This is a genomic window from Rhodoferax sp. P1_F3 (assembly GCF_056405715.1).
In genome coordinates, this window is sequence record NZ_JBFUBO010000003.1 from 215,175 (window position 1) to 241,584 (window position 26,410).

The following is a 26,410-nucleotide window of genomic DNA, read 5'->3' on the forward strand; positions in this document are numbered from 1 at the left end:
AATGCAAGTGGGGCGGTGATGTATGGGTAAAAAAGTAGTGGTTTTGGGCACGGGTGGCACGATTGCAGGTCGCTCGGAGCGCGGATCGGACAACGTGGGCTACAAGGCCGGACAGGTCGGTGTGCAGTCGCTGTTGCAGGACATTGCCCCTTTGCAAGCCGCCCTACAGGGGCGTGACCTGGTGGCCGAGCAGGTGGCCCAGGTGGACAGCAAGGACATGGGCTTCGCCGTGTGGGCGGCGCTGGCACAGCGCTGCGCCCAGCACCTGCAGGACGATGACGTAGAGGCAGTGTTGATCACCCACGGCACCGACACGCTGGAGGAAACTGCATTTTTTCTGGAGCAGGTGCTGCCACCCGCGGTGCTACAAGCCAAGCCGCTGGTGCTGACCTGCGCCATGCGTCCGGCCTCTGCTCTGACACCCGATGGCCCACAGAACGTGCTGGACGCGGTGGCCGTGGCGCTGGACGGCGCGGCGCGCGGCGTGCTGGTGGTGTGTGCGGGTGCGGTGCACAGCGCGCGCCTGGTGCAGAAGAGCCATACCTACCGCGTGGATGCGTTTGACTCGGGTGACGCCGGGCCTGTGGCCGTGGTGGAAGAAGGGCGCATGCGCTGGTTCGGTGTGCCGGCCACTGTGGCCCAACCGCGTGCGGTGGACGTACACGCCTTGACCAGCGCGGTGTGGCCGCGGGTAGAGATTGTGATGAACTACGCAGGCGCGTCGGGCGCCATTGTGCGTAGCCTGGCCAAGGCGGATGCCACCGTGCCGCCCTTGCGTGGTCTGGTGGTGGCGGGTACCGGCAATGGCACGCTGCATGTGGACCTGGAAGCTGCCTTGTTGGAGGCGCAGCAGCAGGGCGTGCAGGTGGTGCGGGCCAGCCGCTGTGCACGTGGTCAGGTAGTGGCAGGTGAGGCTACCGCGGCCTTGCCGCATTCGCAGGGTTTGCCCCCGGTGAAGGCGCGCATCGCACTAATGCTGCAGTTGATGGCGTAAAAAAAGCCGCGGATGCGGCTTTTTTAGAGAGGGTGCGAGGCGCTTACTTGGTCAGCGCTTCAAACACCCGGCTGGTGATCGCATCCACATCGCCCATGCCGCTGATGGCGCGGTATTGGGGAGCGGTGGCGGGGTCCTTCTGGGCCCAGCTGGAGTAGTACTCCACCAGCGGGCGGGTCTGGGCGCTGTAGACGTCCAGGCGCTTTTTGACGGTCTCTTCCTGGTCGTCGGGGCGTTGCACCAGTGGTTCACCGGTCACATCGTCCACACCAGCCACCTTGGGGGGGTTGAACTTGACGTGGTAGGTGCGGCCCGAAGCGGGGTGCGAGCGGCGGCCGCTCATGCGTTCGATGATGGCGTCAAACGGCACATCGATTTCCACCACGTAGTCCAGCGCCACACCGGCAGCCTTCATGGCATCGGCCTGGGGAATGGTTCGGGGGAAACCGTCAAACAAAAAGCCCTTGGCGCAATCGGGCTGGGCGATGCGTTCTTTGACCAGGTTGATGATCAGATCGTCGCTGACCAGGCCGCCGGATTTCATGACGGCATCGGCTTGCAGGCCCAGTGGCGTGCCAGCCTTCACGGCTGCGCGCAGCATGTCACCGGTCGAAATTTGTGGAATTCCGTACTTTTGACAAATGAATGTGGCTTGCGTGCCTTTACCAGCGCCAGGCGCGCCCAACAGAATGAGTCTCATGGATACCCTCGGATAAGAACAAAACTTTTTGGCGTTGCGGTTGGCACCGCTTCGGTGCACTTTTTGAACGCGCGTATAGCGTCGGAGAATAGCACGGGCTTCCCCGCGGTCAGCTTACAGCGGCGCCTGCTGCCTCTGGATGATGGCGCGCACGCGGGCCAGGTCTTCTGGGGTGTCCACCCCGGGGCCGGGCGCGGCGTCGCTCACATGCACCGCAATGCGGTGGCCATGCCACAGCGCGCGCAACTGCTCCAGTGCTTCGGTCACCTCGATCGGCGCCTGCGGCAACAGGGGAAACTGGCGCAGAAAACCCACGCGGTAGGAGTAAATACCAATGTGGCGCAGCGGTGCGAGGGGCGACAGCGATTGGATGCCCTGGGCAAACCCATCGCGCCACCAGGCAATGGGTGCGCGGCTGAAATACAGGGCCAGCTTGGCCGCGTCGAGCACCACCTTCACCACATTGGGGTTGGTGAAGTCGGCCACCTCGGTGATGGCGTGGGCGGCTGTGCCCATGCTGGCCTGGGGTGTGGCCTGCAGCAGGGCTGCCACGGCGGTCACCAATTCGGGATCGAGTAAGGGCTCATCGCCCTGCACATTGACCACAATGCCGTCGTCCGGCAGGCCCAGTAGATCGCAGGCCTCGGCCAAGCGGTCGCTGCCGGAGGGGTGGTCTTCGCGCGTCAGCACGGCATCAACACCATGCGCCTGGCAGGCTTGCAAAATGGAATCGCTGTCGCCAGCTATCACCACGCGGGTACCGGGCGGCACGCCTTCGCGCACACGCTGGGCCACGCGCACCACCATGGGCACGCCGCCCAAGTCGGCCAAGGGTTTGTTGGGCAGGCGCGAAGAGGCCAGCCGGGCCGGAATCAAAACGGTAAAGCTCATGGCCGGTACTTACAGGCCGAGTTCGGTGTCGCTGAGTACGCGGGCTTCGTTTTCCAGCAGGATGGGAATGCCATCGCGCACCGGGTAGGCCAGGCGGGCGCTGCGCGAAATCAGTTCCTGCTTTTCGCGGTCATAGTCCAGCGGCCCCTTGGTCACGGGGCAAACGAGCAATTCAAGAAGTCTTGTGTCCATGGGGCGATGATAGCGGCGCCGCCAGTGACTGCAGGCACTGGTCCAAGTGGGTGTAGAAGTGGGCGGGCAGGGTTTGCAGCAGCGGAACGGCCAGGGCGTCCGGCACGCTTTGCCATAGCTTTACCGCATCCTTTTCGGTGCAAATCAGCTGGTAGCCACCGTCGATACTGCGCGAGAAGCTATCAAAATCATAGTGATCTGGTAGCGCCTGGGTTTGAGCGATAGGCATGCCCGCGGCCCGCAGCATGGCGAAGAAGGCCTCCGGCTGGGCGATGCCCGCCACGGCCAGCAGTGGCGCAGCGCCCTGGGCTCGCAAGGTGTGGAGGGGAATCGCCTGGCCCTGTGCGTTCAGTGCGTGGTCGGCCAGTGCGCGCTGCGCTTGCCAACCCGCCACGGCCGATGGCCCCGTCTTTAGTACCAACAGGCGTGCACCATCTTGCCCCACTGCCGCCAGGGCTTTGCGCGGCCAGGGCTCGCGCAGCGGGCCAGCGGGCAGCATCCAGCCATTGCCCACGCCGCGGGCATCAAACACGCAGACCTCCACATCCCGGTACAGCGCGTAGTGCTGCAAACCGTCGTCACAAACGATCAACTGGGTATCCGGGTGTCGGGCTAGCAACGCCGACGCGGCGGCGTAGCGGTCGCGCCCCACGAACACCGGCACTTGGGTTTTGCGACGCAGCAGCAGGGGCTCGTCGCCCACGGTTTCTGGGGCGGAATCTGGCAGTACCTCTTGGCACTCTGTACTGCTGCGGCCGTAGCCACGCGACACCACGCCAACCTGCAAGCCCTGCGCCTGCCAATGCACAACCAGCGCCAGAACGGTGGGGGTTTTACCGGCGCCACCGGCAATGGCATTGCCCACCACGACCACTGGCACGGGCAGGCGCTGCGATGGATAGATGCCCCAGCGGTACAGCCACCAGCGCAGCGCAACGAGACCGCGGTACAGCAGTGCGAGGGGGAACAAGGCGCAGGCCAAGGCGCCGCGGCCGGTCCAAGCCCGCAGCAGGGCTTTTTCCAGGCCTGCGCCCATGGGGCTTATTTGCCGCCCGATTGGGCGGAAGACTGGGTGGCGAAGGTGATCTGGTTCAGGCCCGCGCGGCGTGCCGCTTCCATCACAGTGACCACGGCCTGGTGTTTGGCGCTGGCATCGGCGCTGATGATGACCACGGTGTCCTTGCCGGCCTTGGCGTTCTCAGTCAGGGCGATCGCCAGGCTCTCCAGGCTGCGGCCAGCCAGCGGGTTGCGGTTGACGGTGTAGGCGCCGTCGGCACTGACCATCACGATGAGTTCCTTGGGGTAGTCGCGCTGGGCGTCCGCGTCGGCCACGGGCAGTTTGAGCTGCAGCTCTGTGAACTTGCTGTAGGTGGTGGAGAGCATCAAGAAGATGAGCACCACCAACAGTACGTCGATGAAGGGGATCAGGTTGATCTCAGGCTCTTCGTGGCGGCGGGGGCGAAAGTTCATGGTAATTGGCTACGGAATTCGCGGGTTACTTGCGCATGGCTTTCAGGTGCCGCGTCAGGTGCTCGGCGGCCAGTTCCAGCGTCAGCAAATATGCATCGACCCGGCCGCGGAAGTAGCGCCAGAAGATCAGCGAAGGAATCGCCACGATCAGGCCAAACGCGGTGTTGTACAGCGCAATGGAGATGCCGTGCGCCAGCTGCGCCGGGTTGCCACCACTGGCGCCGCCGGGTGCCTGCGAGCCGAAAATTTCGATCATGCCGACCACTGTGCCAAACAGACCCATGAGCGGCGCAGCCGAAGCGATGGTGGCCAGTGCGCTCAGGTAGTGTTCCAGGCGCTGCGTTACTACGCGGCCTGCGCCTTCCATGGTGGCGCGCAAGTCGTCGTCCGAGCAATGCGGGTTGCTGTTCACGGCGCGCAGGCCACTGGCCAGCACCTCGCCCAGGGCGGAGTTTTTTTCCAACTGGGTCACCACATCGGGAGCGGGCAGGCTGGTGCGGGTCACGCTCAGCACTTCTTCCAACAGCCGAGGCGGCGCCACCTTGGAATCCTTGAGGCTGATGAAACGTTCAATGACGATGGCCAGGGCCAGGATGGAGCATGCAATCAGCGGCCAAATCGGCCAACCAGCGGCTTGTATGATGGAAAACAAAGGGTGAACTCCGCGCAGTTGAAAAGCTGGCCGATTATGGCGTACCGCTGACCACCGACCGCCCACAATTCTTGTGGATAACTTTGTGCAAAACCACACCGGTGTGTTGCCGCGAGCCGCGCCAATACGTGTTCTTGACACATTGATGACAAATGCAGCAGAAAAATATTCAATGAATTCAACAGCTTACAACGCAGCGCCGTGCTTCCCACGGGGTGCAGGGGTGTGCTTGGCCTCGCAGTGCAGGGTGTGGAGCAGTTGGGCGCGCGGCGGTAGGAAGACGCTCCATGCTTGACACTACGTCGAGTGCTCCCGCCGCGCCGGGTCGGCGTGTCTGGCAGGTCGCCGCGCTGTGTCAGGCGCTGGCGGATACGCTGAATGCGCGCTTCAACCCGGTGCGGGTGAGTGGGGAGATTGCCAGCTTCACGCGCGCCACCAGCGGCCACTGCTATTTCTCATTGAAAGACCCCAATGCACAGTTGCGCTGCGCCATGTTCAAGCGCGCCGCCAGCCAGTTGGACTTTCAGCCCCGCGAAGGCGAGCTGGTAGAGGTGACAGGGCGGCTGGACGTTTACGGCCCGCGCGGTGATTTGCAACTGATTGTGGAAAGCATGAGCCGCCAGGGCCAGGGCAATCTGTTTGAGCAGTTCATGCGGCTCAAGGCGCAGTTGGAAGCCCAGGGCCTGTTTGATGCGGCCCGGAAGCGGCCCCTGCCCGCCATGCCACATCGCGTGGGCGTGGTCACTTCGCTGGGAGCTGCAGCCTTGCACGACGTGGTGACCGCCTTGCGCCGGCGTACGCCCCATTTGCCGGTGCTGCTGGCACCCGCGGCGGTACAAGGCGCTGCGGCGCCCGCCGAGCTGGTGCGTGCCCTGGAGTCTTTGTACGACTATGTGGACGCGCAGGGGCAGGGTGTGGATGTGATCTTGCTGGTGCGCGGCGGGGGCTCGATGGAAGACCTGTGGTCCTTCAACGACGAGCAACTGGCCCGCGCCATTGCGCGCAGCCCGGTGCCCGTGGTGGTGGGGGTCGGCCATGAGACCGACTTCACCATCGCCGACTTTGTGGCCGACCTGCGCGCTCCCACCCCCACGGCGGCGGCGGAAATGGTGTGCCCCCCCACCCAAGCGCTGGAAAGCTTGCTGGACCAGGGACAGGACCGCATGCAGGTGGCGCTGGAGCGCTATGCCGACCGGCAGGCGCAGCGGCTGGACGTGGTGACTTCGCGCCTAGGCCGGCCCTCGTCATTGGTAGCCCAGCGACAGGCGGCCCTGGTGGCCGCCCACCAACGCATGCGCCAGGCTCTGCGCAGCGACTTGCAGTGGAAGCAGTCGCAGTGGATGCAACAGCAGCAGCACTGGCAGCCCACGGCGCAGCGCGCACTGCGCACGCTGCAGGAGCGCACGGCCCGGGCCGATTTACGCCTGGGCTTGCTGGACCCCACCCTGGTTCTGCGCCGCGGTTACGCCTGGTTGCAAGATGCCCAGGGCAATGCGGTAACGTCGGTGACGCAGGCGCAGGCGGGTGACGCGCTGCGTGCATCCCTCGTCGACGGTACGGTTGATCTCCGTGTTGTCGATTCGCCACCCAATTAGTTTCTACAATTCACTTTTACCCGCCAACCAACCAAGAGGATTTCATGGAACATACCTTGCCCGCTTTGCCCTACGCGATTGACGCGCTGGCTCCCGCCTACTCCAAAGAGACTTTGGAGTTCCACCATGGCAAGCACCACAACGCCTATGTGGTCAACCTCAACAACCTGCAAAAGGGCACTGAGTTTGAAAGCATGTCCCTGGAAGAAATCATCAAGAAGTCCAGCGGCGGCATTTACAACAACTCGGCCCAGATCTGGAACCACACCTTCTTCTGGAACTGCATGAAGCCCGCTGGTGGTGGTGAGCCCACAGGCGCACTGGCTACCGCTATCAACGCCAAATGGGGCAGCTACGCCGCGTTCAAGGAAGCCTTCGTGAAGTCTGCCGTGGGTAACTTCGGCTCCGGCTGGACTTGGCTTGTCAAGAAGCCTGATGGCTCCGTGGACATCGTCAACACCGGTGCCGCTGGTACGCCCCTGACCACTGCCGACAAAGCCTTGTTGACTGTGGACGTGTGGGAACATGCTTACTACATCGACTACCGCAATATGCGCCCCAAGTTTGTGGAGACCTTCTTGGATAAGCTGGTGAACTGGAGCTTTGCTGAAGGCAACTTCGCCTGAGGCGGGTTCATTTCTGTAAAAAGGGCTCGAGGGGTAACCTTCGGGCCTTTTTTATTGGCTGACGTAAGCCTGTGCGCAAAAAAAAATTTTCCTCCAATGGTTTTAAATTTCATTTAATGAAATTTCATTGCAAAAAAGTGGGTTGGGGTCAGACCGCTGAAAGCACAATCACGCACTATCCGACGACTACAGCCTGTGACCCCAGCAGGCAGGCGGCATTTGCCCTATCAATTTTTGGAGACAAAAGATGACTACCCAGCAACCCACCATCATTTACACGCTGACCGACGAGGCCCCGCGCTTAGCCACGGCTTCTTTCCTGCCCATCATTCGCGCCTTTGCAGCGCCCGCAGGTGTCAATTTTGTGGAGGCCGACATTTCGGTGGCTGCACGTGTTCTGGGTGAGTTTCCGGAAAGCCTGACGGAAAGCCAAAAACTGCCGAACACCTTGGCCGAGCTGGGCAAGAGGACTCTGAGCGCGGATGCGAACATCATCAAGCTGCCCAATATCAGCGCCTCGGTGGGCCAGCTGCAGGCGTGCATCAAGGAATTGCAGTCCAAGGGCTACGCGATACCGGACTACCCGGAAGCGCCCCAGACCGAAGAGGAAAAGTCCATTCGTGCCCGTTACGCCCGCTGCATCGGCTCCGCCGTGAACCCCGTTCTGCGCGAAGGCAACTCGGACCGCCGCGCGCCCAAGGCCGTGAAGGAATACGCCCGCAAGAACCCGCACAGCATGGCCGAATGGAGCCAAGCTTCGCGTTCGCACGTCTCGCACATGCATGCTGGTGACTTCTACCACGGTGAAAAGTCCATCACGCTGGACCGCGCCCGTGACGTCAAGATGGAATTGCTTACCAAGAGCGGCAAGACCATCGTGCTCAAGCCCAAGGTGTCGCTGCTGGACCGCGAAGTCATCGACAGCATGTTCATGAGCAAGAAAGCCTTGCTGGAGTTCTACGAAAAGGAAATCGAAGACGCACGCAAGACTGGTGTGATGTTCTCACTGCACGTCAAGGCCACCATGATGAAGGTGTCGCACCCCATCGTGTTTGGCCACTGCGTCAAGATCTTCTACAAGGAAGCGTTTGAAAAACACGGTGCCCTGTTCAAGGAGCTGGGCGTCAACGTCAACAACGGCATGGCCGATCTGTACACCAAAATCGCCACCTTGCCGCAAAGCAAGCAAGACGAGATCAAGCGCGACCTGCACGCCTGCCACGAGCACCGCCCCGAGTTGGCCATGGTGGATTCTGCCAAGGGCATCACCAATTTCCATTCGCCCAACGACATCATCGTGGACGCCTCCATGCCCGCCATGATCCGCAACGGCGGCAAGATGTGGGATGCCAATGGCCGCTTGAAGGACGTGAAGGCCGTGATGCCCGAGTCGACCTTTGCCCGCATTTACCAAGAGATCATCAACTTCTGCAAATGGCATGGCGCCTTCGACCCCAAAACCATGGGCACGGTGCCCAACGTGGGCTTGATGGCGCAGCAGGCCGAAGAGTACGGCTCGCACGACAAGACGTTTGAAATCGCCGAAGACGGCGTAGCCAATATCACCGACTTGGCCACTGGCGAAGTGCTGTTGAGCCAGGATGTAGAGGCGGGCGATATCTGGCGCATGTGCCAGGTCAAGGACGCCGCGATCCGTGACTGGGTCAAGCTGGCCGTCAACCGCGCACGCAACTCCGGCATGCCCGTGGTGTTCTGGCTGGATGCCTACCGCCCGCACGAAGCGCAGCTGATCACCAAGGTGAAGATGTACCTGCATGAGCATGACACCACCGGTCTGGACATCCAGATCATGAGCCAGGTGCGCGCCATGCGCTACACGCTGGAGCGCGTCATCCGCGGCCAAGACACCATCAGTGCCACGGGCAACATCCTGCGTGACTACCTGACCGACCTGTTCCCCATCATGGAACTGGGTACCTCGGCCAAGATGCTGTCCATCGTGCCTCTGATGGCCGGTGGCGGCATGTACGAAACCGGCGCCGGCGGCTCCGCGCCCAAGCATGTGCAGCAGCTGGTGGAAGAAAACCACCTGCGTTGGGATTCGCTGGGCGAGTTCCTGGCATTGGCGGTGTCCTTGGAAGACCTGGGTCTGAAGACGGGCAATGCCAAGGCCAAGGTGCTGTCGAAGACGCTGGATGCGGCTACGGGCAAATTGTTGGACAACAACAAGAACCCTTCGCCCAAGACCGGCCAGCTCGACAACCGTGGCAGCCAGTTCTACCTGGCCCTGTACTGGGCCCAGGAGCTCGCAGCGCAAACCGACGATGCGGCACTGGCCAAGCAATTTGCCTCGCTGGCCAAGCAATTGGCAGACAACGAGCAAACCATTGTGGCCGAGTTGGCTGCCGTGCAGGGCCAGCCCGCCGATATCGGTGGCTACTATCTGCCTGATGTTGCCAAGCTGGACGCCATCATGCGCCCTAGCGCAACGCTGAACAAGGCGCTGGCTTCTGTGAAGGCTTGAGGAGTTTCGCAGGCCAAGTGCCTGCGTCCAAATGCTTAAAGGCGATCCGGACTGCTGTCCAGATCGCCTTTATTCATGGGGCATCGAAGCTTATTTGAACGGTACGCCGCCCAACTTGCTGCCAGCCTTGATGCCACGCTTGGTAAACCAACCCTGGTTCATTTCCAATACGTAGCGTACCGGCTTCATCGCGCAGTGGGTGTCCGTGGTCTGCGGCTTCATATCCGCCAGGTTGACGATGGTGCCATCGTCCGCCACAAAAGCCGCGGTCAGTGGCAGCACGGTGTTTTTCATCCAGAAGCACAAACCAGACGGTTGCTCGAAGACGAACAGCATGCCTTCTTGCTGGGGCATCTCGCGGCGAAACATCAGGCCGGTGGTGCGCTGCTCGGGTGCTTGCGCGACCTGTGCATCGATTTGGTAGATACCGGCCGTGATCTGGACACGCGGCAAATTGAGCTGAGGACTGTCCTGCGCCAGGACAGGGCCTGCCAGCACCAGAACGAGCGGAATGAGGTAGTTGACTAAGGGTTTCATGCGTTGTGCGGTTGCCAATAGGAGGTGTCCAATACCGTGGGGATTGTCTGTCATCCATGTAAAGGACAGGTTCCAATTTACAACTAAAATTGTTTGGCTAACGCTCAGACCCCCACGAGGGGGCCTGCAGTTCATTGTCATCGCACCGAACACGGAGTTCTATGTACCAGCACATCAAGGTGCCCGCCGAAGGCCAAAAAATCACTGTCAATGCCGACATGACGCTGAATGTGCCAGACCAGCCCATCATTCCTTTCATTGAAGGCGACGGTACGGGCCTCGACATCACGCCGGTGATGCTCAAGGTGGTGGATGCGGCTGTGGCCAAGGCCTATGGCGGTAAACGCAAGATCCAGTGGATGGAGGTCTATGCAGGCGAAAAATCCACCAAGATTTATGGCCCCGATGTGTGGCTGCCCCAAGAGACGCTGGATGTGGTGCGCGAGTATGTGGTGTCCATCAAAGGACCATTGACCACGCCGGTGGGGGGCGGTATCCGCTCGCTCAACGTAGCGTTGCGCCAGGAGCTGGACCTGTATGTGTGCCTACGCCCGATCCAATACTTCAAGGGCGTTCCCAGCCCGCTGAAGGAGCCCGAGAAGACCAATATGGTGATCTTCCGCGAAAACTCGGAAGACATCTATGCGGGCATCGAATTCGAGGCCGAGTCTGACAAGGCCAAGAAGCTGATCAAGTTCCTCCAGGATGAGTTCGGTGTCAAGAAAATCCGCTTTCCTAATACGTCGGGAATCGGCATCAAACCGGTGTCGCGCGAGGGGACCGAGCGTCTGGTGCGCAAAGCCATCCAGTACGCCATCGACAACGACAAGCCCAATGTGACGATTGTCCACAAGGGCAACATCATGAAGTTCACCGAAGGTGGCTTCCGTGACTGGGCTTATGCGTTGGCGCAAAAAGAGTTTGGTGCCGAACTGATCGATGGTGGTCCCTGGTGCAAGTTCAAGAGCCCCAAGACGGGCAAGGACATCACCATCAAGGACAGCATCGCCGACGCCTTCCTGCAGCAAATTTTGCTGCGTCCTGCGGAGTACAGCGTGGTGGCAACACTGAACCTCAACGGTGACTACATCTCTGACGCGCTGGCGGCGCAGGTGGGCGGGATTGGTATTGCCCCCGGCGCCAACCTATCCGATACGGTGGCAATGTTCGAAGCCACGCACGGCACAGCCCCCAAATACGCCGGCAAGGACTATGTGAATCCAGGTTCCGAAATCCTGTCCGCCGAAATGATGTTGCGCCACATGGGCTGGAAGGAAGCGGCGGACCTGATCATCCGTTCCATCGAGAAATCCATTGCCAGCAAAAAAGTGACGTACGATTTTGCCCGCCTGATGGACGGTGCGAACCAAGTGAGTTGCTCCGGTTTCGGTCAGGTCATGATCGACAATATGTGATTGGACGCCGTGCTGCCCCTGTGCAGCCCGGTCTAATCCCGTGAAACCGCTGCGGCGCATTGGCACCGCAGCGGTTTTTTCTTCTGCTGCTTGAAATTGGTGTAACCGCCTCCAAGTCATCCTCAACGAGCAAGGCGGTCTGGTGCTCTATAGAATCTTTTGCATGGCTACCAACAATCCTTCCAAACCGGTTATCTCAACCCCACCCGCAGACGGCGCAGGCTCCGTGGTTTTGGAGCGGTTGACACAGCGTGTGCAGCCGCCTTCGATGTACCAGGTGGTCATGCTCAACGACGACTACACCCCGATGGAGTTTGTGGTGGTGGTGCTTCAGGAGTTTTTCAGCAAGGATTTGGAGGCAGCGACGCAAATCATGCTGAAGATTCACCTGGACGGCCGTGGAGTTTGCGGGGTGTATTCCAAAGATATTGCCGCTACCAAGGTCGATCAGGTGCTGGAAGCGGCGCACAAGGCAGGGCATCCCCTCCAATGTGTGTGCGAGCCGGTCGATTTGTAGGGTATTAAGCTTTTAAGACCAAACGACAGCCCAAAACGGATTACAGTTATTCAACACAGCAAGGCGAAAAAGGAATTCACATGATTGCCCAAGAATTGGAAGTCAGCCTGCACATGGCGTTTGTGGAAGCGCGGCAGCAACGACATGAGTTCATCACCGTAGAGCACTTGCTGCTGGCTCTGCTGGACAACCCCAGCGCCGCCGAAGTATTGCGCGCCTGCGCGGCCAACATCGATGACCTGCGCAAGTCACTCAGCAATTTCATCAAGGACAATACGCCGCAGGTGGCGGGCACCGACGAGGTGGACACGCAGCCCACGCTGGGTTTCCAGCGCGTGATCCAGCGTGCCATCATGCATGTGCAATCTACCGGTAGTGGCAAAAAAGAAGTGACCGGTGCCAATGTGCTGGTCGCCATCTTTGGTGAAAAAGATTCGCACGCGGTGTACTACCTCCACCAACAGGGTGTGACCCGCTTGGACGTGGTGAACTTCATTGCCCATGGCATCAAGAAAAGCGACCCCCCTGAGGCCACCAAGTCCAGTGAAAATCCCGCAGAAGCGGAAGAGGGCGGCTCTGAGAAGAACGAGAAGGCTTCTCCGCTGGAGCAGTACACCCAAAACCTGAACCAGCTCGCCAAGGAAGGCAAGATCGATCCGCTGATCGGCCGCGAGTACGAGGTGGAGCGGGTGATCCAGATCCTGTGCCGCCGTCGCAAGAACAACCCACTGTTGGTGGGTGAGGCTGGTGTGGGCAAGACTGCCATTGCGGAGGGTTTGGCATGGCGCATTTCGCAGAATGACGTGCCTGAAATCTTGGCCGATTCCGTGGTCTATTCTCTGGACATGGGCGCGTTGTTGGCGGGTACCAAGTACCGTGGCGATTTTGAACAACGCCTGAAGGGCGTTCTCAAGGCGCTCAAGGACCGGCCCAATGCGGTGCTGTTCATTGATGAAATTCACACGCTGATTGGCGCGGGTGCAGCCTCGGGCGGTACGCTGGATGCTTCCAATTTGCTCAAACCCAGCTTGAGCTCGGGTCAGCTCAAGTGCATCGGTGCAACCACCTTCACCGAGTACCGCGGTATTTTTGAGAAAGATGCGGCACTCTCACGCCGCTTCCAAAAAGTGGATGTGGTGGAACCCACCATTGACCAGACCGTGGAAATTCTCAAGGGCTTGAAGTCGCGCTTTGAAGAGCACCACAACGTGAAGTACGCCGTGGCCGCCCTGCAAGCTGCTGCGGAGTTGAGCGCCAAGTACATCAACGATCGCCATCTGCCGGACAAGGCCATTGATGTGATCGATGAGGCGGGCGCAGCCCAACGCATTTTGGCTCCAAGCAAGCGCAAGAAGACCATCACAAAGACCGAGGTGGAAGATATCGTGGCAAAGATTGCACGTATTCCCCCGGCCAATGTGTCGAATGATGACCGCGGCAAGTTGAAAACGCTGGAGCGTGATCTCAAGAGCGTGGTGTTTGGCCAGGACAAGGCGTTGGATATATTGGCCTCTGCGGTCAAGATGGCGCGCTCTGGCTTGGGCAAGGGCGACAAACCCATTGGCTCTTTCTTGTTCAGCGGCCCCACGGGTGTGGGCAAGACCGAGGCTGCCAAGCAGCTGGCTTACATCATGGGCGTGGAGCTGATTCGCTTTGACATGAGCGAATACATGGAGCGCCATGCGGTGAGTCGCCTCATTGGTGCACCTCCAGGCTATGTCGGGTTTGATCAAGGTGGCTTGCTGACCGAAGCTGTGACCAAGAAGCCGCATGCCGTGCTACTGCTGGACGAAATTGAAAAAGCCCATCCGGACATTTTCAATGTGCTGCTGCAGGTCATGGACCATGGATCGCTGACGGACAACAACGGCCGCAAGGCAGACTTCCGCAACATCATCGTCATCATGACGACGAACGCGGGTGCCGAGACTATGAATAAGGCAACCATTGGGTTCACCAATCCGCGTGAAGCGGGTGATGAAATGATGGATATCAAGCGTCTGTTCACGCCAGAGTTCCGCAACCGCCTGGATGCCATTGTCGGCTTCAAGGCGTTGGACGAAGTGGTGATCCTGCGCGTGGTGGACAAGTTCCTGTTGCAGCTGGAGACTCAACTGGCTGAGAAAAAGGTGGATGTGACCTTTACCGACAAGCTGCGCAAGCACTTGGCGAAGAAGGGATTCGATCCCCTCATGGGTGCACGCCCCATGCAGCGTCTGATCCAGGACACGATTCGCCGGGCACTGGCCGACGAGTTGCTGTTTGGTCGCTTGGTGGACGGTGGTCGTTTGACGGTGGATATCGACGATCAGGAAGATGGCAAGGCCGAGGTCACGCTGGATATCCAACCGCTGCCAAAGAAAGAGGGAAAGTCCAAGCCAGAAGAAGCAACTGCGGGCTAAGCCCAGCAGAGCATTCGGTCTCAGTTCTACATGAACTGGGACCGAATGGCTTCCACCCGGTTGCGGTTAACGCCCCAATCGCCTCGTCCAATGCGGCTTGCGGAACGCACGTGAATCACCTTCGCGGTGTCGTCTAGCCAAAACTCCACATCATCGGTAAATCGCAGCCAGTAGGTGCTGCTTTGTGCATATACATAATGGTCTGTGGCGGTAACCACAACCGTGCCCGCCGTATTTTTCAAAATGCTGGTGAGCTTGGCCATGGCCACCGTGCCGTCACCCTCATACGCCAATGGTGCAATGCTGGCGTAGCCAAGTTGCGGATGATCGGGGTACAGGCTGGCTTGGCTGCTGACGCTGTTAGGCGCTAAAGAGGGTGGCTTGAGCCGGCCAGCTTTCACTCCCAGATCGCCAGGGGTGGTACCCGCCAGAAACCCCAGCTGCCCCGCTGCCAACAGCAGCACGGTAAACACGGACAGGACAATCGCAAACAGGCGTAAGGTTTTCATGGTCCCATCCTAGTATTTGAATCCCATGCAGTCCATCGGTTTCTCCTTGCCACAGTCGACCGGCTCGACCAGCAAGATAATGTCGGCTGGCGACGCAGCTCCATCCGCTTTCAGGCGGGCCAAAATTCCGGCCTCATCAGAGTCCACGTGGTTCAAGCGCAAGTCATTTTTAACGAAATAGGGGCATTCATAGTGAAGTGGGTCAGTGTTTGGGGTTGGTCGGCCGTTGTCGGCATGGCGTTGGTGTTGGCGGGATGTGCTTCTGCACCTTTGGTGGAAAAGAGTCCGGTGCCCGTGGTCATCGTACCCCCGGTTGGGGACGCGCCCCCTCTTGTGGTAACCAAGTTGCCACCGCGAATAGGCCTGGCCTTGGGCGGTGGTGCGGCCCGCGGCTTTGCCCATGTGGGGGTGATTCAGGTGCTGGAAGAAAACGGCATTCGCCCGGTGCTGGTCACCGGCACATCCGCTGGCAGTCTGGTGGCAGCCATCTATGCCAGTGGCAAGACGGGGGCCCAGCTACAGCGTGTGGCGGAGACCATGGAGGAGGCCGCCATTACCGACTGGACCCTACCCATCTTCAGCCGCGGCATGTTGCGCGGTGAGGCGCTGGCACGGTACGTGAACAGCCAAGTGGGCTCGCGTCTGATCGAGGATTTACCCATGCCACTGGGCATTGTGGCCACCGACCTCAATACCGGCAAAGACATGGTGTTTCAACGCGGCGATACTGGTACGGCCGTGCGTGCCTCCAGCGCCGTACCTGCCGTGTTCCAGCCGGTGCGAATTTCTGGGCATGACTATGTAGATGGCGGGCTGGTGTCGCCGGTGCCCGTGCGGGCGGCGCGAAAAATGGGAGCAGAACTGGTAATCGCCGTGGATATTTCCAGCATGCCCGAGGGCAGCCTCACGGGAGGGACGCTGGAAATTTTGCTCCAGACCTTTTCCATCATGGGCAAGAGCATCAACAACTTTGAATTGCGCGATGCTGATATCGTGGTGCGCCCAGCGCTCATGGGTGTCAGCAGCGCCGATTTTGGTGCCCGAAAACGCTCGATCGAGGCAGGGCGCCAGGCCATGCTGCGGCTCATACCGGATTTGAAGGCGGCAATAGCAGCGCGTATGCGCTGAGTTGTTGCCCAGCCATTGAAAGCAATCAATCGAAGGAGTACTTGTGCCCACCATCCTCGTCATTGTTATTGTGCTTTTAGTCGCCGTGCTTGGAGGCGTTGCGTGGTGGAAGCTGTTCAACACTCCTGACGGAGAGCGCTATTTGAAGATGCGCACCCAGGGACCGTTTGCTCCGATTCATTCGGACGGCACCGATCCAGCGCAGGCCGACGATAAGGCAATCTGATTGGCCAAAAAAAAGGCCCCGTCTTGCAACGAGGCCTTGAAGGGATCCCTGAACCTGAAGGTTTCGAAAGGACCCGAGGAGACAACCGGTGGAAACAAACTTTGTTTCCGTTAACTAAATTATCTCAGGGTTTTCCCTTGGTAGCTAGGGGAAAGGCTCAAATTTTTGAAAAATCTTTGAGCCCTTACCTGAATTAACGCTTTTTGGCAGCGGCCTTGGTGGCGTTGGTCGCAGTGGCGGCCACAGCGTTGAAGTTGGCTTCGGCCACATCAGTCGCTTGCTTCACAGCCTTTTGCACGGATTCCAGAGCGTTGTTGGCAGCAGCCACCGAGCTCTTCAGGATCGCCACAGCAGCTTCGGAACCTGCGGGTGCGTTCTTGGCAGCGCTATCGACCAGGCCAGCAAATTTCTTTTGGGCTTCAGCTGCTTGGCCTTCCACGGTCTTGGTCAGCTCGGCACTGGCGCCGGAAGCGATGTCGTACAGATGGCGGCTGTAAGCGGCAGTCTTTTCAGCCAGAGGCTGCAGCAGGCCAGATTGCAGGGCCAACAGTTCTTGGGCGTCTTTCACGCTCAGAATGGACTGGGTGTGGCCAGCGACTTCGGACAGGGCTGCCTTGGAAGCAGTCAGGTTCAGTTCAACGATTTTTTCCACGCCTTCGAAGGCCTTGTTGGTCAGACCAAACAGGGTTTCGATGTTGGCTTTGTGGGATGCGATTACTTGTTCAACGGTCAGCATGTTCATTCTCCAGTAGTTAAGGTGAAAATCACTATCTGCTCCGTAACCTGGCCCTGAGGCTTGTTTATGTTGCAGTGCAGCATGGATTGAATTGTAGCGATGCTGCAGTGCAATGCAAGCATTATTTGTTGCGGTGCAACAATTTAGATGCAAAAACCTAGAACCCCTGCAATTCACATCCGTGTCACGCCGCAGTGCAAGCCTGCCAGGGCTTGGCCATGGCACTGGCAAAATGGAACCATGGACAACGCCGCCCCTGCCAAACCCCAGCCCGAACCGCGCAGCGCCTACAAGGCTTTCCGCCCCATTGCCACCCGCTGGTCTGACAACGACGTGTACGGCCATGTGAACAACGTTGTGTACTACAGTTGGTTCGATACAGCTGTGAATGCCTACTTGATAGAGCAGGGCGTACTCGACATCCACGGAGGCGACACGATTGGCCTGGTGGTGGAGACGCAGTGCAATTACTTTGCGTCATTGGCCTTTCCGCAAACCGTGCACGCGGGCATTCGGGTGGCCAAGCTGGGAACCTCCAGCGTGCGCTACGAGGTGGGCATCTTTGGCGACGGCGAACTGACCGCGGCCAAGGGCCACTTCGTCCACGTGTATGTAGACCAGGTAACCCGCAAGCCGGTGGCACTGCCGGCTGACCTCAAAAAAGTACTGGAGACCCTTGTATGACCGCTTCCGTGGTGGACCACGCCATTACTTCGCGCATGTCGGCGCGGGCCTTTACCCCGCAGACCGTGGCACGCGTGGACATCGAGGCCATTTTGGAAGTGGCCAGCCGCGCCCCCAGTGGCACCAATTGCCAACCCTGGAAGGTGTACGTATTGCAGGGTGCCAGCCGCAACGGTTTGGTGGAGCAGGTGTGCACGGCGCACGACGCCATCCGCGCCAACCCTGCGCTGGCGGCCGAATACCAGGAGGCCTACGACTACTACCCGACGCAGTGGGTCAGCCCCTACATAGACCGGCGCCGGGAAAATGGTTGGGGCCTGTATGGCCTGCTGGGCATTGGCAAGACCGACAAGGACAAGATGCATGCGCAGCACCAGCGTAACTTCCGCTTCTTTGACGCGCCCGTGGGTCTGATGTTCACCGTCGACAAGGTCATGGGGCGCGGTTCGCTGGTGGACTATGGCGCGTTTTTGCAGAACATCATGGTGGCGGCGCGCGGACGTGGGCTGCACACCTGCCCGCAGGCCGCGTGGAACGGCTTTGCCAAGATCATCCTGCCGCACATTGGCGCGGGCGAGGGCGAAATGCTGGTCTGTGGCATGTCGCTGGGCTATGCCGACCTGCAGGCGCCAGTGAACGAATTCCATACGCCGCGCGTGCCGGTGGCAGATTTCACCCGCTGGCTGGACTGACGGCGCTGAATTTATAAGAAAATGGGCTCTAGCCCCCGGGGATGCTGCGCAAGCAGCTACTAAAAGAATAGCAATCTATCGGCCCAGTCATGGGCCTCCTGTCACACCATGATCATCACCAGCCTTCTGGACACGGACCTCTACAAGTTCACCATGATGCAGGTGGTGCTGCACCAGTTCCCCGGCGCGCAGGTGGAGTACCGCTTCAAGTGCCGCAACCCCGGGGTCAATCTGGCGGCGCATGCTGCGGAGATCCGGGAGGAAATTCGTTCGCTGTGCGGGTTGCACTTCCAGGAGAGCGAGCTAGCCTACCTGCGCTCGATGCGCTTTATCAAAAGCGACTTTGTGGACTTTCTGGGCCTGTTCAAGCTCAACGAGAAATACATCACCATCACCCCGCTGCCCACGGGCGAGCTGGAAATCGTGATCGAAGGCCCGTGGCTGCACACCATCCTGTTCGAGATCCCGGTGCTGGCCATCGTTAACGAGGTGTACTTCCGCAACACCCAGCAGGTGCCGGACTTTGTGGAGGGGCGCAAGCGGCTGGACACCAAGATTGCCGAGTTGCGGGCCGACGGCCTGGCCGAACTCAAGATTGCTGACTACGGCACGCGCCGCCGCTTCTCGCGCGCTTGGCACGACGAAGTGCTGCGTGTGCTGACCGCCAAGCTGGGCACGCTGCAAAGCCCGGGCCAGGCCCAGGGGCGGCCGGGGCAACTGGCGGGCACCAGCAATGTGCTGTTGGCCATGAAGCTGGGGCTGATCCCGTTGGGCACTATGGCGCATGAGTATCTGCAGGCTTCGCAGGCACTGGGGCCACGGTTGCGTGACAGCCAGATTTTTTCGTTCGAGTCGTGGGCGCGTGAATACCGCGGCGACCTGGGCATTGCGCTCAGCGATGTGTATGGCATGGACGCCTTTCTGCGCGACTTTGACATGTACTTCTGCAAGTTGTTCGACGGCGCTCGCCACGACAGCGGTGACCCCTTCAACTGGGGTGAGCGCATGCTGGAGCACTACAGCCGCAACCGCGTGGATCCGCGCACCAAGACGCTCATCTTCAGCGATGGCCTGACCGTGCCGCGCACCATTGCGCTGTACCAGCAGTTCCGCGGGCGCTGCCAGCTGGCGTTTGGCATTGGCACCAACCTGACCAATGACCTGGGTTACGAGCCCTTGCAAATTGTCATCAAGATGGTGCGCTGCAACGGCCAGCCGGTGGCCAAGCTATCGGATACTCCTTCCAAGAACATGTGTGATGATGAAAAGTACCTGGCCTATCTGCGCCAGGTGTTCCAAATCGCCGCGCCCGCCTGAATGACTTCAACGTCGTCGCCTGCTGTCACAACCCTTCGTACTGCCATGACCTTGCCCCGCATCCTCGTCACCCGCGCCATTTACCCGGACGTGCTGGCGCACTTGGCCCAGCATTTCGAGGTTGAGTCCAACCAGTCCGACGAGATGTGGGGCCCCGAGCAGCTCGTCGAAAAACTGCAAGGCAAGGTCGGGGCATTGACCACGGGTGGGGATCGTGTGGACGCAGCTTTGCTGGCAGCCTGCCCGGGGCTGAAGATCTGCGCCAATATGGCCGTGGGCTTTAACAACTTCGATGTGAACGCCATGACCGCCGCTGGCGTGCAAGGTACCAACGCACCCGACGTGCTGACCGAGACCACGGCCGACTTTGGCTTTGCGCTGTTGATGGCCACCGCCCGCCGTGTGACCGAGAGTGAACATTACCTGCGCGCAGGTCACTGGAAGCGCTGGCGCTACGACATGTTTTGCGGCACCGACATCCACGGCTCCACCATGGGCATCATCGGCATGGGGCGCATTGGCCAAGCCATTGCACGCCGCGGTGCGCTGGGCTTTGGCATGCAGGTGGTGTACCACAACCGCAGCCGCCTGGATGCGGCCACCGAGGCCGCCTGCGGCGCCCGCTATGTGGACAAGGACACGCTGCTGCAAACGGTCGACCATGTGGTGCTGGTGGTGCCGTACTCGGCCGCCTCGCACCACACCGTTGGTGCGGCCGAGCTGGCCCAAATGAAGCCCACGGCTACGCTCATCAATATTGCCCGCGGCGGTATCGTGGACGATGCCGCGCTGGCCGTGGCCCTGCGCGAACGGCGCATTGCCGCCGCGGGGCTGGATGTGTTTGAGGGCGAGCCCAGCGTACACCCCGACCTGCTCACCGTGCCCAATGTGGTGTTGACCCCGCACATCGCCAGCGCCACGGAGCGCACGCGCCGTGCCATGGCCCAGCTGGCGGCAGACAACCTGGCCGCCTTTCTGCTAGAGGGCAAGCCGCTGACACCCGTGAACACCTTGCCCAGCACGGTGGTCGCACCATGAGCAACTGGCGCGCGCTCTGGCTGGGAGAGCCCGGCACGGCCGCAGTAGCCCCTGATGCGCAAGGCATGGCCGGCATCGGTGCGGTGGCGCGTGGCTTCAACGCCACCATCTTCATGACCTGCGGGCTGGTGGTGGTGGTGGCCTATGTGCTGGGCCTGTTCTCGGATGCGCCCAACATGGTCACCATGGCGGTGCTGGTCACCATGGCCGCGCTGGTGCAGGTGTTCCTAGTGCGTGGCTGGGTGCGGTCCAGTTCGGTCGTGGTGCTGCTGTTGCTGTTCACCGGGGTGTTCTCTTCCATGGTGCGCTTTGGCACCATCAACATTGCGCAGGCTGCGCTGGCCGGCATTCCGCTGATTTACTGCGTGGTGATTCTGGGCGAGCGTGCGGGACTGGCGCTGCTGCTGCTGTCGGCAGCGGGCAGCGGCTGGATCACCTGGGCGCAGGTGCATGGCACGCTCAAGCCCTCGGCCCCCACCATTCCCGCTGCGCAGTGGGTCATCCTGTCCATGGGCTTTGTGGTGGCCTTCCGCATGGCGGTGCTGATCAAGCGGCATTTGCTGGACACCTCGCAGCGCGTCAATGCGGCGCAGAAGATGCTGCTCGACGAGCGCGAGGCCAGCAACGCCCGCGTGCTCAAGGCCTTGTCGGAGCTGGAGCGCCAGCGCTTTGTGATTGACCAGCATGCCATCGTCAGCATCATGGACCTCAACGGCTTGCTGACCTACGGCAACCAGAAATTCGTGGAAGTTACCGGCTATGTGCCGCAAGAGTTTTTGGGCAAGCACTACCGCATGATGGATTCGGGCCAGCATGGTGAACGCTTTTTTGCCGACCTGGTCCATACCATTTCGCAGGGCAAGGTGTGGCGCTCGGAGCTGTGCAACCGTACCAAAGACGGCACGCTGTACTGGCTGGACACCACGGTGGCCGCCTTCATGAACAGCGACGGCACGCCGCGCGAGTACATCACGGTCAGTACCGACATCACCCAGCTGCGCCAGGCTGAACAGTCGGCCCACGCGGCCAGCCGGGCCAAGTCCGAATTCTTGGCCAATATGAGCCACGAAATCCGCACGCCCATGAACGGCGTGGTCGGCATGGTGGACATCTTGCGCGCCACCGAGCTCACGCGCGAACAGCGCCGCATGGTCAGCACCATCCACGACTCGTCGATCGCGCTGCTGCAAATCCTCAACGACATTCTGGACTTCTCCAAGATCGAGGCCGACAAGCTGGAGGTGGAAGCTATGCCCACCCACCTGCGCGAGCTGGTGGAGGGCGTGGCCCAGCTCATGGTGACCATCTCGGCCGGCAAGGACATTGACCTGTCAGTGCTGGTGGACCCCGACCTGCCCGAATGGGTGTGGGTGGACCCCACGCGCATGCGCCAAGTGCTCTACAACCTGCTGGGCAATGCGCTGAAGTTCACGCCCGGGCGGCCTGAGCGCCGCGGCAATGTGCGCTTGTATGTCCGCGCGGCGCAGCAAACCCAGGGGCCGTCCACGCTGGAGTTCAGCGTGATGGACAACGGAATTGGCATGGGCCCCGAGCTGGTGGACCGCCTGTTCGAGGCCTTCACCCAGGCGGATGTGGGCACCGCACGCCAGTACGGTGGCACGGGCCTGGGATTGTCCATCAGCCGCCGCCTGGTGGAGATGATGCACGGCCGTATCCTGGTGCACAGCACGCTGGGCGAGGGCTCGATCTTCACCATCCTGCTGCCGCTGTATGTGGCCACGCCCGAGACCGCCACCCCGCGCAGCCTGAGCCTGGCAGGTGTGCAGGTGATGCTGGTGACCGACGACAACGACTGCGCCCAGGTGCTGCCCGGCCATTTGCGCGCAGCGGGCGCCGTGGTGCAGACGGCACTCAATCCGCAGCGGGCACAGGACTGGCAGGCAACGGCAGTAGGTCCGGCGGTGCTGGTGCTGGATGTGGATACGCCCTGGGACGAGTCGACCGATGTGTGGAGCCAAAGCACGATCGGGCGTGGCGTAGTGCGCCTGGTGCGGCAAAACCAGAGCAGCGTGCCCGGCCGCTCGGTCACCGTGTGCGCGCGGCCGCTGCAGGTGAACGAACTGGTGCGCGGCGTGGCCCTGGCCTGTGGTCGCCTGAGCGTGCCCGCCATGTTGCCCACCCATGAGCGGGCCGAGAGCGCCGCCGTGGTTGTGCCCTCGGTGCAAGAGGCGCGCGAGGCCGGGCGCCTGATCCTGCTGGTGGAAGACAACGAAACCAACCGCGATGTGATGCTGGAACAGCTGCGCATCCTGGGGTATGCGGCCGAGTGCGCGCCCGATGGCGCCACCGCACTGAAGATGTGGGTGGTGGGCCGCTACGGCCTGATGCTGACCGACTGCCATATGCCGCAGATGGATGGCTTTGCGCTGACCGAGGCGATTCGCCAGGCCGAAGATCCGCACGAACACATGCCTATCGTGGCGGTGACTGCCAACGCCATGGATGGCGAGCTGCAGCACTGCCTGGAGCGTGGCATGGACGACTACCTGACCAAGCCCCTGCGCCTGAGCGAGCTGGGCGCGATGCTGCTCAAGTGGCTGCCGCGCGACACGGCACCCGGGGAAGCGCTGCCGAAGTGGGACGGTATGGCCCTGAGCCGCATGGTGGGCGAGAACCCGACCATGCACCGCCGCTTGCTGGACCGCTACATCACCACCACCGCGGCGCAGATGGCCGAGCTGGACGCGCTGCGTGCCACGGGCGACTTGAAGGGCCTGGGTGCGTTGGGGCACAAGCTCAAATCGTCATCGCGCACCGTGGGGGCCATGCAGTTGGGCGCACTGTGCCAGGCGCTGGAGTCGCTGGCACGCGAGGGGCAGGGCGCCCAGGCTCTGGAGCAGGTGGCGGCCATCCAACAGGCCTTTGCCGAGGTGGAGCCACTGCTGCAAGGCAGCTAGGGTGCTATCGAATCAGGAGCTGCTCGCGCAGATTCCACGGGGGTTAGCGCCCTGTTTTATCTATATTTGAGTGAGAGTGAGGGCGGAATGCAAGGGTTGGAGTGGGTGTTGGTGGCGCTGGCGGTGCTGCAACTGGGGTTGTTGGCCTATGGCCTGGTGCAACGCGGCCGGCCCGTGCCGCCCACGGCGCAACAAGAGGCCCAGCGCCAGGAACTGCTGGCCCTGGTGAAGACCAGCAGCGAGCGGCTGGAGCGTGAGCTGCGCCGCGAGGTGACCGAGTCTGCCCGCGATGGCCGCCAGGAGCTATCGCAAAACCTGGCGCTGTTTCAGAAGGCTTTGGTCGAGCAGGGCGCAGAGGCCACGCGCACCCAGAACACGCAGATCGACGCCTTTGGCCAGCAGCTGGCCCTGCTGCAAAAAACGCTGTCCGACACACTGACCAACCAGCTCTCCAACCTGAGCGAATCCAACGCACGGCGCATGAACGAGGTGCGCGAGACGCTGGAGAAACAACTCGCGCAGTTGCAAACCACAAATGCCGCCAAGCTCGATGAGATGCGCGCCACGGTGGACGAGAAGTTGCAGACCACGCTGCAGGCCCGCTTGGGCGAGAGCTTCAAGCAAGTGGCTGAACGGCTGGAGCAGGTGCACAAGGGCCTGGGCGAAATGCAGACGCTGGCGCAGGGCGTGGGCGACCTCAAGCACCTGCTGACCAATGTAAAAACCCGGGGCATCTTTGGCGAGGCCCAACTGGCCAGCCTGCTGGAGCAGGTGTTTGTGCCCGACCAGTACGCGGTGCAGGTGGCCACGCGCCCGGGCAGCAAAAACGTGGTGGACTTTGCCATCAAGCTGCCGGGCCGTTCTGACAATGGGGAGCCGCTATGGCTGCCTATCGACGCGAAGTTTCCCAATGAGGATTACGAGCGCCTGCTTGATGCCCAGGGCCGCGCCGACGTGCTGGGTGCCGAAGTTGCCGGCAAGGCGCTGGAGATGCGCATCCGGTTGGAGGCCAAATCGATCGCCGAGAAGTACGTGGAGCCGCCGTACACCACCGACTTTGCCATTCTATTTTTGCCCACCGAAGGCCTGTACGCCGAGGTGCTGCGCCGCCCCGGCCTGATGGAAAGCCTGCAGCGCGACCACCGCATCACGCTGGCCGGGCCCACCACGCTGCTGTCTATGCTGAGTTCGCTGCAAATGGGCTTTCGCACGTTGGCGCTGGAGAAGCGCTCTAGCGAGGTCTGGCAGGTGTTGGGTGCCGTCAAAACCGAGTTCGGTAAGTTTGGCGATGTGTTGGCCAAGGTCAAAGCACAGACGCAGACCGTGCTCAACACGCTGGACAACGCCGAGACCCGCAGCCGCGCCATGGGCCGGGCGCTCAAAAAGGTGGATGCCTTGCCCGAGTCGCAAGCGCAAGCCCTGCTGCCGGCCGACCGCGACTTTGACCGCGATGCGGACGCCAGCAGCCTATGACCCCTGCCGAGGTAGACGCTAGCGAACCCGGCAGCGGCGAGAGCGCCTGGGGCCTGCTGCGCCTAGTGGCGGGGCAGGTGTGCCTGCACGCCAGCATGGCGGGCATGCGTATGGCGGCACCGTTGTGGGCACTGCAGCAGGGCTATGGCGCGCTGGCGGTGGGTTTTTTGCTGGCCCTGTTCTCATTGACGCAGGTGTTTCTGGCCCTCCCCGCGGGGCGCTATGCCGATCGGCATGGCCTGCGCCGTCCTGTGGCGATGGGCATTGTGGCCGCCATGTGCGGCGCGGGGCTGGCTGCGCTGTTTCCGCACTTTGCTGTGCTGTGTGTTTCGGCGCTGTGCATGGGTGGTGCCACGGGCGGTGCGTCGATCGCGCTGCAGCGCCATGTGGGCCGCGCAGCGCGCGGAGCTGCTGATCTGCGCCGCGTGTTCAGCTGGCTGTCCATCGGGCCGGCGGTGTCCAACTTTCTGGGACCGGTGTGCGTAGGCCTGCTGATCGACCACGCCGGGGTGTGGATGGGCGGACAGGCGGCCGACCACAATGGCTTTGTCGCGGCTTTTGCCCTCACGGCGCTGGTGCCCGCCCTGGCCTGGCTATGCGTGCGCCATACGCCCGAGCTGCCACCGGTGCAGGTCGCCGAGGGCACCCACCCCAGCGTTTGGCCGCTGCTGCGCGAGCCGTTGATGCGCCGCCTGTTGCTGGTGAACTGGTTGTTGTCCAGCTGCTGGGACGTGCACACCTTTGTCGTGCCGGTGATCGGCCATGAACGCGGCTTTAGCGCCTCGGTCATCGGCACCATCCTGGGTGCCTTTGCAGTGGCGGCTGCGTCGGTGCGGGTGTTGCTGCCGCTGGTTGCCGCGCACTTGCGCGAGTGGGCGGTGGTGACCGGGGCGATGGTCGTTACCGCCCTGCTGTTTGGCGCCTACCCCTTCATGCCCACGGCCTGGGCCATGGGCCTGTGTTCGGTGCTGTTGGGGCTGGCGCTAGGCACGGTGCAGCCCATGATCATGAGCACGCTGCACCAGATCACGCCGCATGCGCTGCATGGCCAGGCCATTGCGCTGCGGCTCATGAGCCTGAACCTCTCCAGCGTGCTCATGCCCATGCTGTTTGGCACAGCAGGCGTGGTGGTGGGTGTGTCGGTAGTGTTCTGGACCGTGGGCACCCTGGTGGGGCTGGGCGCCCGCGCGGCCTGGGGGCTGCGGCCCTAGTG

The 26,410-nt window shown here is 61.3% G+C and carries 25 protein-coding genes and 1 pseudogene; 16 read left to right on the plus strand and 10 right to left on the minus strand.

The features are described from left to right. Positions 1-22: 22 nt before the first annotated feature. Positions 23-994, plus strand: a complete 972-nt coding sequence (locus AC1DZ5_RS06920) for an asparaginase (protein WP_477887428.1) — start codon at positions 23-25, stop codon at positions 992-994. Between the two features lie 43 nt (positions 995-1,037). On the opposite strand, the gene adk is transcribed toward AC1DZ5_RS06920, so the two are convergent. The 6 genes from adk to AC1DZ5_RS06950 form a co-directional block, all read right to left on the minus strand. After that, positions 1,038-1,694 (minus strand): adenylate kinase, encoded by a 657-nt coding sequence (gene adk / locus AC1DZ5_RS06925; protein WP_477887430.1) that lies wholly within the window; start codon positions 1,692-1,694, stop codon positions 1,038-1,040. A gap of 114 nt (positions 1,695-1,808) precedes the next feature. Then, positions 1,809-2,585, minus strand: coding sequence for a 3-deoxy-manno-octulosonate cytidylyltransferase (gene kdsB / locus AC1DZ5_RS06930; RefSeq protein ID WP_477887432.1), 777 nt, complete (start codon positions 2,583-2,585; stop codon positions 1,809-1,811). A gap of 9 nt (positions 2,586-2,594) precedes the next feature. Then, positions 2,595-2,777: a Trm112 family protein gene (locus tag AC1DZ5_RS06935; RefSeq protein WP_310338631.1), complete on the minus strand. Its 183-nt coding sequence runs from the start codon at positions 2,775-2,777 to the stop codon at positions 2,595-2,597. Continuing rightward, entirely contained in the window at positions 2,758-3,813 is a 1,056-nt protein-coding gene (lpxK, locus tag AC1DZ5_RS06940) for a tetraacyldisaccharide 4'-kinase (RefSeq protein WP_477887434.1), read from the minus strand. Before lpxK ends, AC1DZ5_RS06935 begins: the two co-directional genes overlap by 20 nt. Before the next feature lie 5 nt (positions 3,814-3,818). Further along, complete coding sequence (locus AC1DZ5_RS06945; protein WP_477887436.1) at positions 3,819-4,247, minus strand: ExbD/TolR family protein; 429 nt, start codon at positions 4,245-4,247, stop codon at positions 3,819-3,821. A gap of 25 nt (positions 4,248-4,272) precedes the next feature. Continuing rightward, a complete protein-coding gene (locus AC1DZ5_RS06950) occupies positions 4,273-4,899 on the minus strand; it encodes a MotA/TolQ/ExbB proton channel family protein (protein ID WP_310338636.1) in 627 nt (208 codons plus the stop codon). A gap of 287 nt (positions 4,900-5,186) precedes the next feature. Between AC1DZ5_RS06950 and xseA the strand changes: the two genes are divergently transcribed. The 3 genes from xseA to AC1DZ5_RS06965 all read left to right on the plus strand — a co-directional run bounded on the left by xseA (position 5,187) and on the right by AC1DZ5_RS06965 (position 9,605). Continuing rightward, positions 5,187-6,494, plus strand: a complete 1,308-nt coding sequence (gene xseA, locus AC1DZ5_RS06955; RefSeq protein WP_477887439.1) for an exodeoxyribonuclease VII large subunit — start codon at positions 5,187-5,189, stop codon at positions 6,492-6,494. Between the two features lie 44 nt (positions 6,495-6,538). Further along, positions 6,539-7,120, plus strand: coding sequence for a superoxide dismutase (locus AC1DZ5_RS06960; protein ID WP_310338640.1), 582 nt, complete (start codon positions 6,539-6,541; stop codon positions 7,118-7,120). A 247-nt stretch (positions 7,121-7,367) separates the two neighbouring features. Further along, positions 7,368-9,605, plus strand: coding sequence for an NADP-dependent isocitrate dehydrogenase (locus AC1DZ5_RS06965; protein ID WP_477887441.1), 2,238 nt, complete (start codon positions 7,368-7,370; stop codon positions 9,603-9,605). A gap of 90 nt (positions 9,606-9,695) precedes the next feature. Here the strand turns inward: AC1DZ5_RS06965 and AC1DZ5_RS06970 are convergent, their stop codons facing one another. Next, on the minus strand, positions 9,696-10,142 hold the full coding sequence (locus tag AC1DZ5_RS06970; protein WP_477887443.1) for a DUF192 domain-containing protein: 447 nt from the start codon (positions 10,140-10,142) through the stop codon (positions 9,696-9,698). Positions 10,143-10,303: 161 nt separating this feature from the next. Here AC1DZ5_RS06970 and icd point away from each other — a divergent pair, with 161 nt between their 5' ends. The 3 genes from icd (at position 10,304) to clpA (ending at position 14,476) form a co-directional block, all read left to right on the plus strand. Beyond that, positions 10,304-11,557 carry an NADP-dependent isocitrate dehydrogenase gene (gene icd / locus AC1DZ5_RS06975; RefSeq protein WP_477887445.1) on the plus strand — a complete coding sequence of 418 codons (1,254 nt, stop codon included), beginning with the start codon at positions 10,304-10,306 and terminating at the stop codon, positions 11,555-11,557. 163 nt (positions 11,558-11,720) lie between these two features. Beyond that, the gene (gene clpS, locus AC1DZ5_RS06980; RefSeq protein WP_310338644.1) at positions 11,721-12,074 is read left to right on the plus strand and encodes an ATP-dependent Clp protease adapter ClpS; all 354 of its coding nucleotides are present in this window, start codon (positions 11,721-11,723) and stop codon (positions 12,072-12,074) included. A gap of 80 nt (positions 12,075-12,154) precedes the next feature. After that, positions 12,155-14,476, plus strand: a complete 2,322-nt coding sequence (gene clpA / locus AC1DZ5_RS06985) for an ATP-dependent Clp protease ATP-binding subunit ClpA (RefSeq protein ID WP_477887448.1) — start codon at positions 12,155-12,157, stop codon at positions 14,474-14,476. Positions 14,477-14,502: 26 nt separating this feature from the next. Here the strand turns inward: clpA and AC1DZ5_RS06990 are convergent, their stop codons facing one another. Both AC1DZ5_RS06990 and AC1DZ5_RS06995 read right to left on the minus strand, forming a co-directional pair. Further along, positions 14,503-14,985 carry a DUF1499 domain-containing protein gene (locus AC1DZ5_RS06990; protein WP_477887449.1) on the minus strand — a complete coding sequence of 161 codons (483 nt, stop codon included), beginning with the start codon at positions 14,983-14,985 and terminating at the stop codon, positions 14,503-14,505. Between the two features lie 28 nt (positions 14,986-15,013). Next, positions 15,014-15,147: pseudogene (locus tag AC1DZ5_RS06995) on the minus strand (Fe(3+) ABC transporter substrate-binding protein); the annotation flags it as partial. Between the two features lie 72 nt (positions 15,148-15,219). Between AC1DZ5_RS06995 and AC1DZ5_RS07000 the strand changes: the two are divergent. Both AC1DZ5_RS07000 and AC1DZ5_RS07005 read left to right on the plus strand, forming a co-directional pair. Further along, a complete protein-coding gene (locus AC1DZ5_RS07000; RefSeq protein ID WP_477887735.1) occupies positions 15,220-16,113 on the plus strand; it encodes a patatin-like phospholipase family protein in 894 nt (297 codons plus the stop codon). Positions 16,114-16,156: 43 nt separating this feature from the next. Continuing rightward, positions 16,157-16,339 carry a hypothetical protein gene (locus tag AC1DZ5_RS07005; protein ID WP_477887450.1) on the plus strand — a complete coding sequence of 61 codons (183 nt, stop codon included), beginning with the start codon at positions 16,157-16,159 and terminating at the stop codon, positions 16,337-16,339. 193 nt (positions 16,340-16,532) lie between these two features. Here AC1DZ5_RS07005 and AC1DZ5_RS07010 read toward each other — a convergent pair whose 3' ends face one another. Further along, complete coding sequence (locus tag AC1DZ5_RS07010) at positions 16,533-17,075, minus strand: phasin family protein (RefSeq protein ID WP_310338651.1); 543 nt, start codon at positions 17,073-17,075, stop codon at positions 16,533-16,535. A 240-nt stretch (positions 17,076-17,315) separates the two neighbouring features. Between AC1DZ5_RS07010 and AC1DZ5_RS07015 the strand changes: the two genes are divergently transcribed. From AC1DZ5_RS07015 to AC1DZ5_RS07045, 7 genes are all read left to right on the plus strand, one after another. Next, positions 17,316-17,759 carry an acyl-CoA thioesterase gene (locus AC1DZ5_RS07015; protein ID WP_477887451.1) on the plus strand — a complete coding sequence of 148 codons (444 nt, stop codon included), beginning with the start codon at positions 17,316-17,318 and terminating at the stop codon, positions 17,757-17,759. After that, positions 17,756-18,451 carry a nitroreductase gene (locus AC1DZ5_RS07020; protein ID WP_477887452.1) on the plus strand — a complete coding sequence of 232 codons (696 nt, stop codon included), beginning with the start codon at positions 17,756-17,758 and terminating at the stop codon, positions 18,449-18,451. Before AC1DZ5_RS07015 ends, AC1DZ5_RS07020 begins: the two co-directional genes overlap by 4 nt. A 108-nt stretch (positions 18,452-18,559) precedes the next feature. Continuing rightward, positions 18,560-19,768, plus strand: a complete 1,209-nt coding sequence (gene pncB / locus AC1DZ5_RS07025; RefSeq protein ID WP_477887454.1) for a nicotinate phosphoribosyltransferase — start codon at positions 18,560-18,562, stop codon at positions 19,766-19,768. A 45-nt stretch (positions 19,769-19,813) separates the two neighbouring features. Further along, positions 19,814-20,806 carry a 2-hydroxyacid dehydrogenase gene (locus AC1DZ5_RS07030; RefSeq protein ID WP_477887456.1) on the plus strand — a complete coding sequence of 331 codons (993 nt, stop codon included), beginning with the start codon at positions 19,814-19,816 and terminating at the stop codon, positions 20,804-20,806. Then, positions 20,803-23,724 (plus strand): PAS domain-containing hybrid sensor histidine kinase/response regulator, encoded by a 2,922-nt coding sequence (locus AC1DZ5_RS07035; protein ID WP_477887458.1) that lies wholly within the window; start codon positions 20,803-20,805, stop codon positions 23,722-23,724. The genes AC1DZ5_RS07030 and AC1DZ5_RS07035 overlap by 4 nt, the downstream gene beginning before the upstream one ends. Before the next feature lie 87 nt (positions 23,725-23,811). Then, a complete protein-coding gene (locus AC1DZ5_RS07040) occupies positions 23,812-25,197 on the plus strand; it encodes a DNA recombination protein RmuC (protein WP_477887460.1) in 1,386 nt (461 codons plus the stop codon). Further along, a complete protein-coding gene (locus AC1DZ5_RS07045) occupies positions 25,194-26,408 on the plus strand; it encodes an MFS transporter (RefSeq protein WP_477887462.1) in 1,215 nt (404 codons plus the stop codon). The genes AC1DZ5_RS07040 and AC1DZ5_RS07045 overlap by 4 nt, the downstream gene beginning before the upstream one ends. The last annotated feature ends 2 nt before the right edge of the window (positions 26,409-26,410 follow it).

Excerpts from the sequence above, each read along its gene's own strand:
- AC1DZ5_RS06920 (WP_477887428.1), top strand. The coding sequence starts at position 23 with ATGGGTAAAAAAGTAGTGGTTTTGGGCACGGGTGGCACGATTGCAGGT.
- adk (WP_477887430.1), bottom strand. The coding sequence starts at position 1,694 with ATGAGACTCATTCTGTTGGGCGCGCCTGGCGCTGGTAAAGGCACGCAA.
- kdsB (WP_477887432.1), bottom strand. The coding sequence starts at position 2,585 with ATGAGCTTTACCGTTTTGATTCCGGCCCGGCTGGCCTCTTCGCGCCTG.
- AC1DZ5_RS06935 (WP_310338631.1), bottom strand. The coding sequence starts at position 2,777 with ATGGACACAAGACTTCTTGAATTGCTCGTTTGCCCCGTGACCAAGGGG.
- lpxK (WP_477887434.1), bottom strand. The coding sequence starts at position 3,813 with ATGGGCGCAGGCCTGGAAAAAGCCCTGCTGCGGGCTTGGACCGGCCGC.
- AC1DZ5_RS06945 (WP_477887436.1), bottom strand. The coding sequence starts at position 4,247 with ATGAACTTTCGCCCCCGCCGCCACGAAGAGCCTGAGATCAACCTGATC.
- xseA (WP_477887439.1), top strand. The coding sequence starts at position 5,187 with ATGCTTGACACTACGTCGAGTGCTCCCGCCGCGCCGGGTCGGCGTGTC.
- AC1DZ5_RS06960 (WP_310338640.1), top strand. The coding sequence starts at position 6,539 with ATGGAACATACCTTGCCCGCTTTGCCCTACGCGATTGACGCGCTGGCT.
- AC1DZ5_RS06965 (WP_477887441.1), top strand. The coding sequence starts at position 7,368 with ATGACTACCCAGCAACCCACCATCATTTACACGCTGACCGACGAGGCC.
- AC1DZ5_RS06970 (WP_477887443.1), bottom strand. The coding sequence starts at position 10,142 with ATGAAACCCTTAGTCAACTACCTCATTCCGCTCGTTCTGGTGCTGGCA.
- icd (WP_477887445.1), top strand. The coding sequence starts at position 10,304 with ATGTACCAGCACATCAAGGTGCCCGCCGAAGGCCAAAAAATCACTGTC.
- clpS (WP_310338644.1), top strand. The coding sequence starts at position 11,721 with ATGGCTACCAACAATCCTTCCAAACCGGTTATCTCAACCCCACCCGCA.
- clpA (WP_477887448.1), top strand. The coding sequence starts at position 12,155 with ATGATTGCCCAAGAATTGGAAGTCAGCCTGCACATGGCGTTTGTGGAA.
- AC1DZ5_RS06990 (WP_477887449.1), bottom strand. The coding sequence starts at position 14,985 with ATGAAAACCTTACGCCTGTTTGCGATTGTCCTGTCCGTGTTTACCGTG.
- AC1DZ5_RS07000 (WP_477887735.1), top strand. The coding sequence starts at position 15,220 with ATGGCGTTGGTGTTGGCGGGATGTGCTTCTGCACCTTTGGTGGAAAAG.
- AC1DZ5_RS07010 (WP_310338651.1), bottom strand. The coding sequence starts at position 17,075 with ATGCTGACCGTTGAACAAGTAATCGCATCCCACAAAGCCAACATCGAA.
- AC1DZ5_RS07015 (WP_477887451.1), top strand. The coding sequence starts at position 17,316 with ATGGACAACGCCGCCCCTGCCAAACCCCAGCCCGAACCGCGCAGCGCC.
- AC1DZ5_RS07020 (WP_477887452.1), top strand. The coding sequence starts at position 17,756 with ATGACCGCTTCCGTGGTGGACCACGCCATTACTTCGCGCATGTCGGCG.
- pncB (WP_477887454.1), top strand. The coding sequence starts at position 18,560 with ATGATCATCACCAGCCTTCTGGACACGGACCTCTACAAGTTCACCATG.
- AC1DZ5_RS07030 (WP_477887456.1), top strand. The coding sequence starts at position 19,814 with ATGACCTTGCCCCGCATCCTCGTCACCCGCGCCATTTACCCGGACGTG.
- AC1DZ5_RS07035 (WP_477887458.1), top strand. The coding sequence starts at position 20,803 with ATGAGCAACTGGCGCGCGCTCTGGCTGGGAGAGCCCGGCACGGCCGCA.
- AC1DZ5_RS07040 (WP_477887460.1), top strand. The coding sequence starts at position 23,812 with ATGCAAGGGTTGGAGTGGGTGTTGGTGGCGCTGGCGGTGCTGCAACTG.
- AC1DZ5_RS07045 (WP_477887462.1), top strand. The coding sequence starts at position 25,194 with ATGACCCCTGCCGAGGTAGACGCTAGCGAACCCGGCAGCGGCGAGAGC.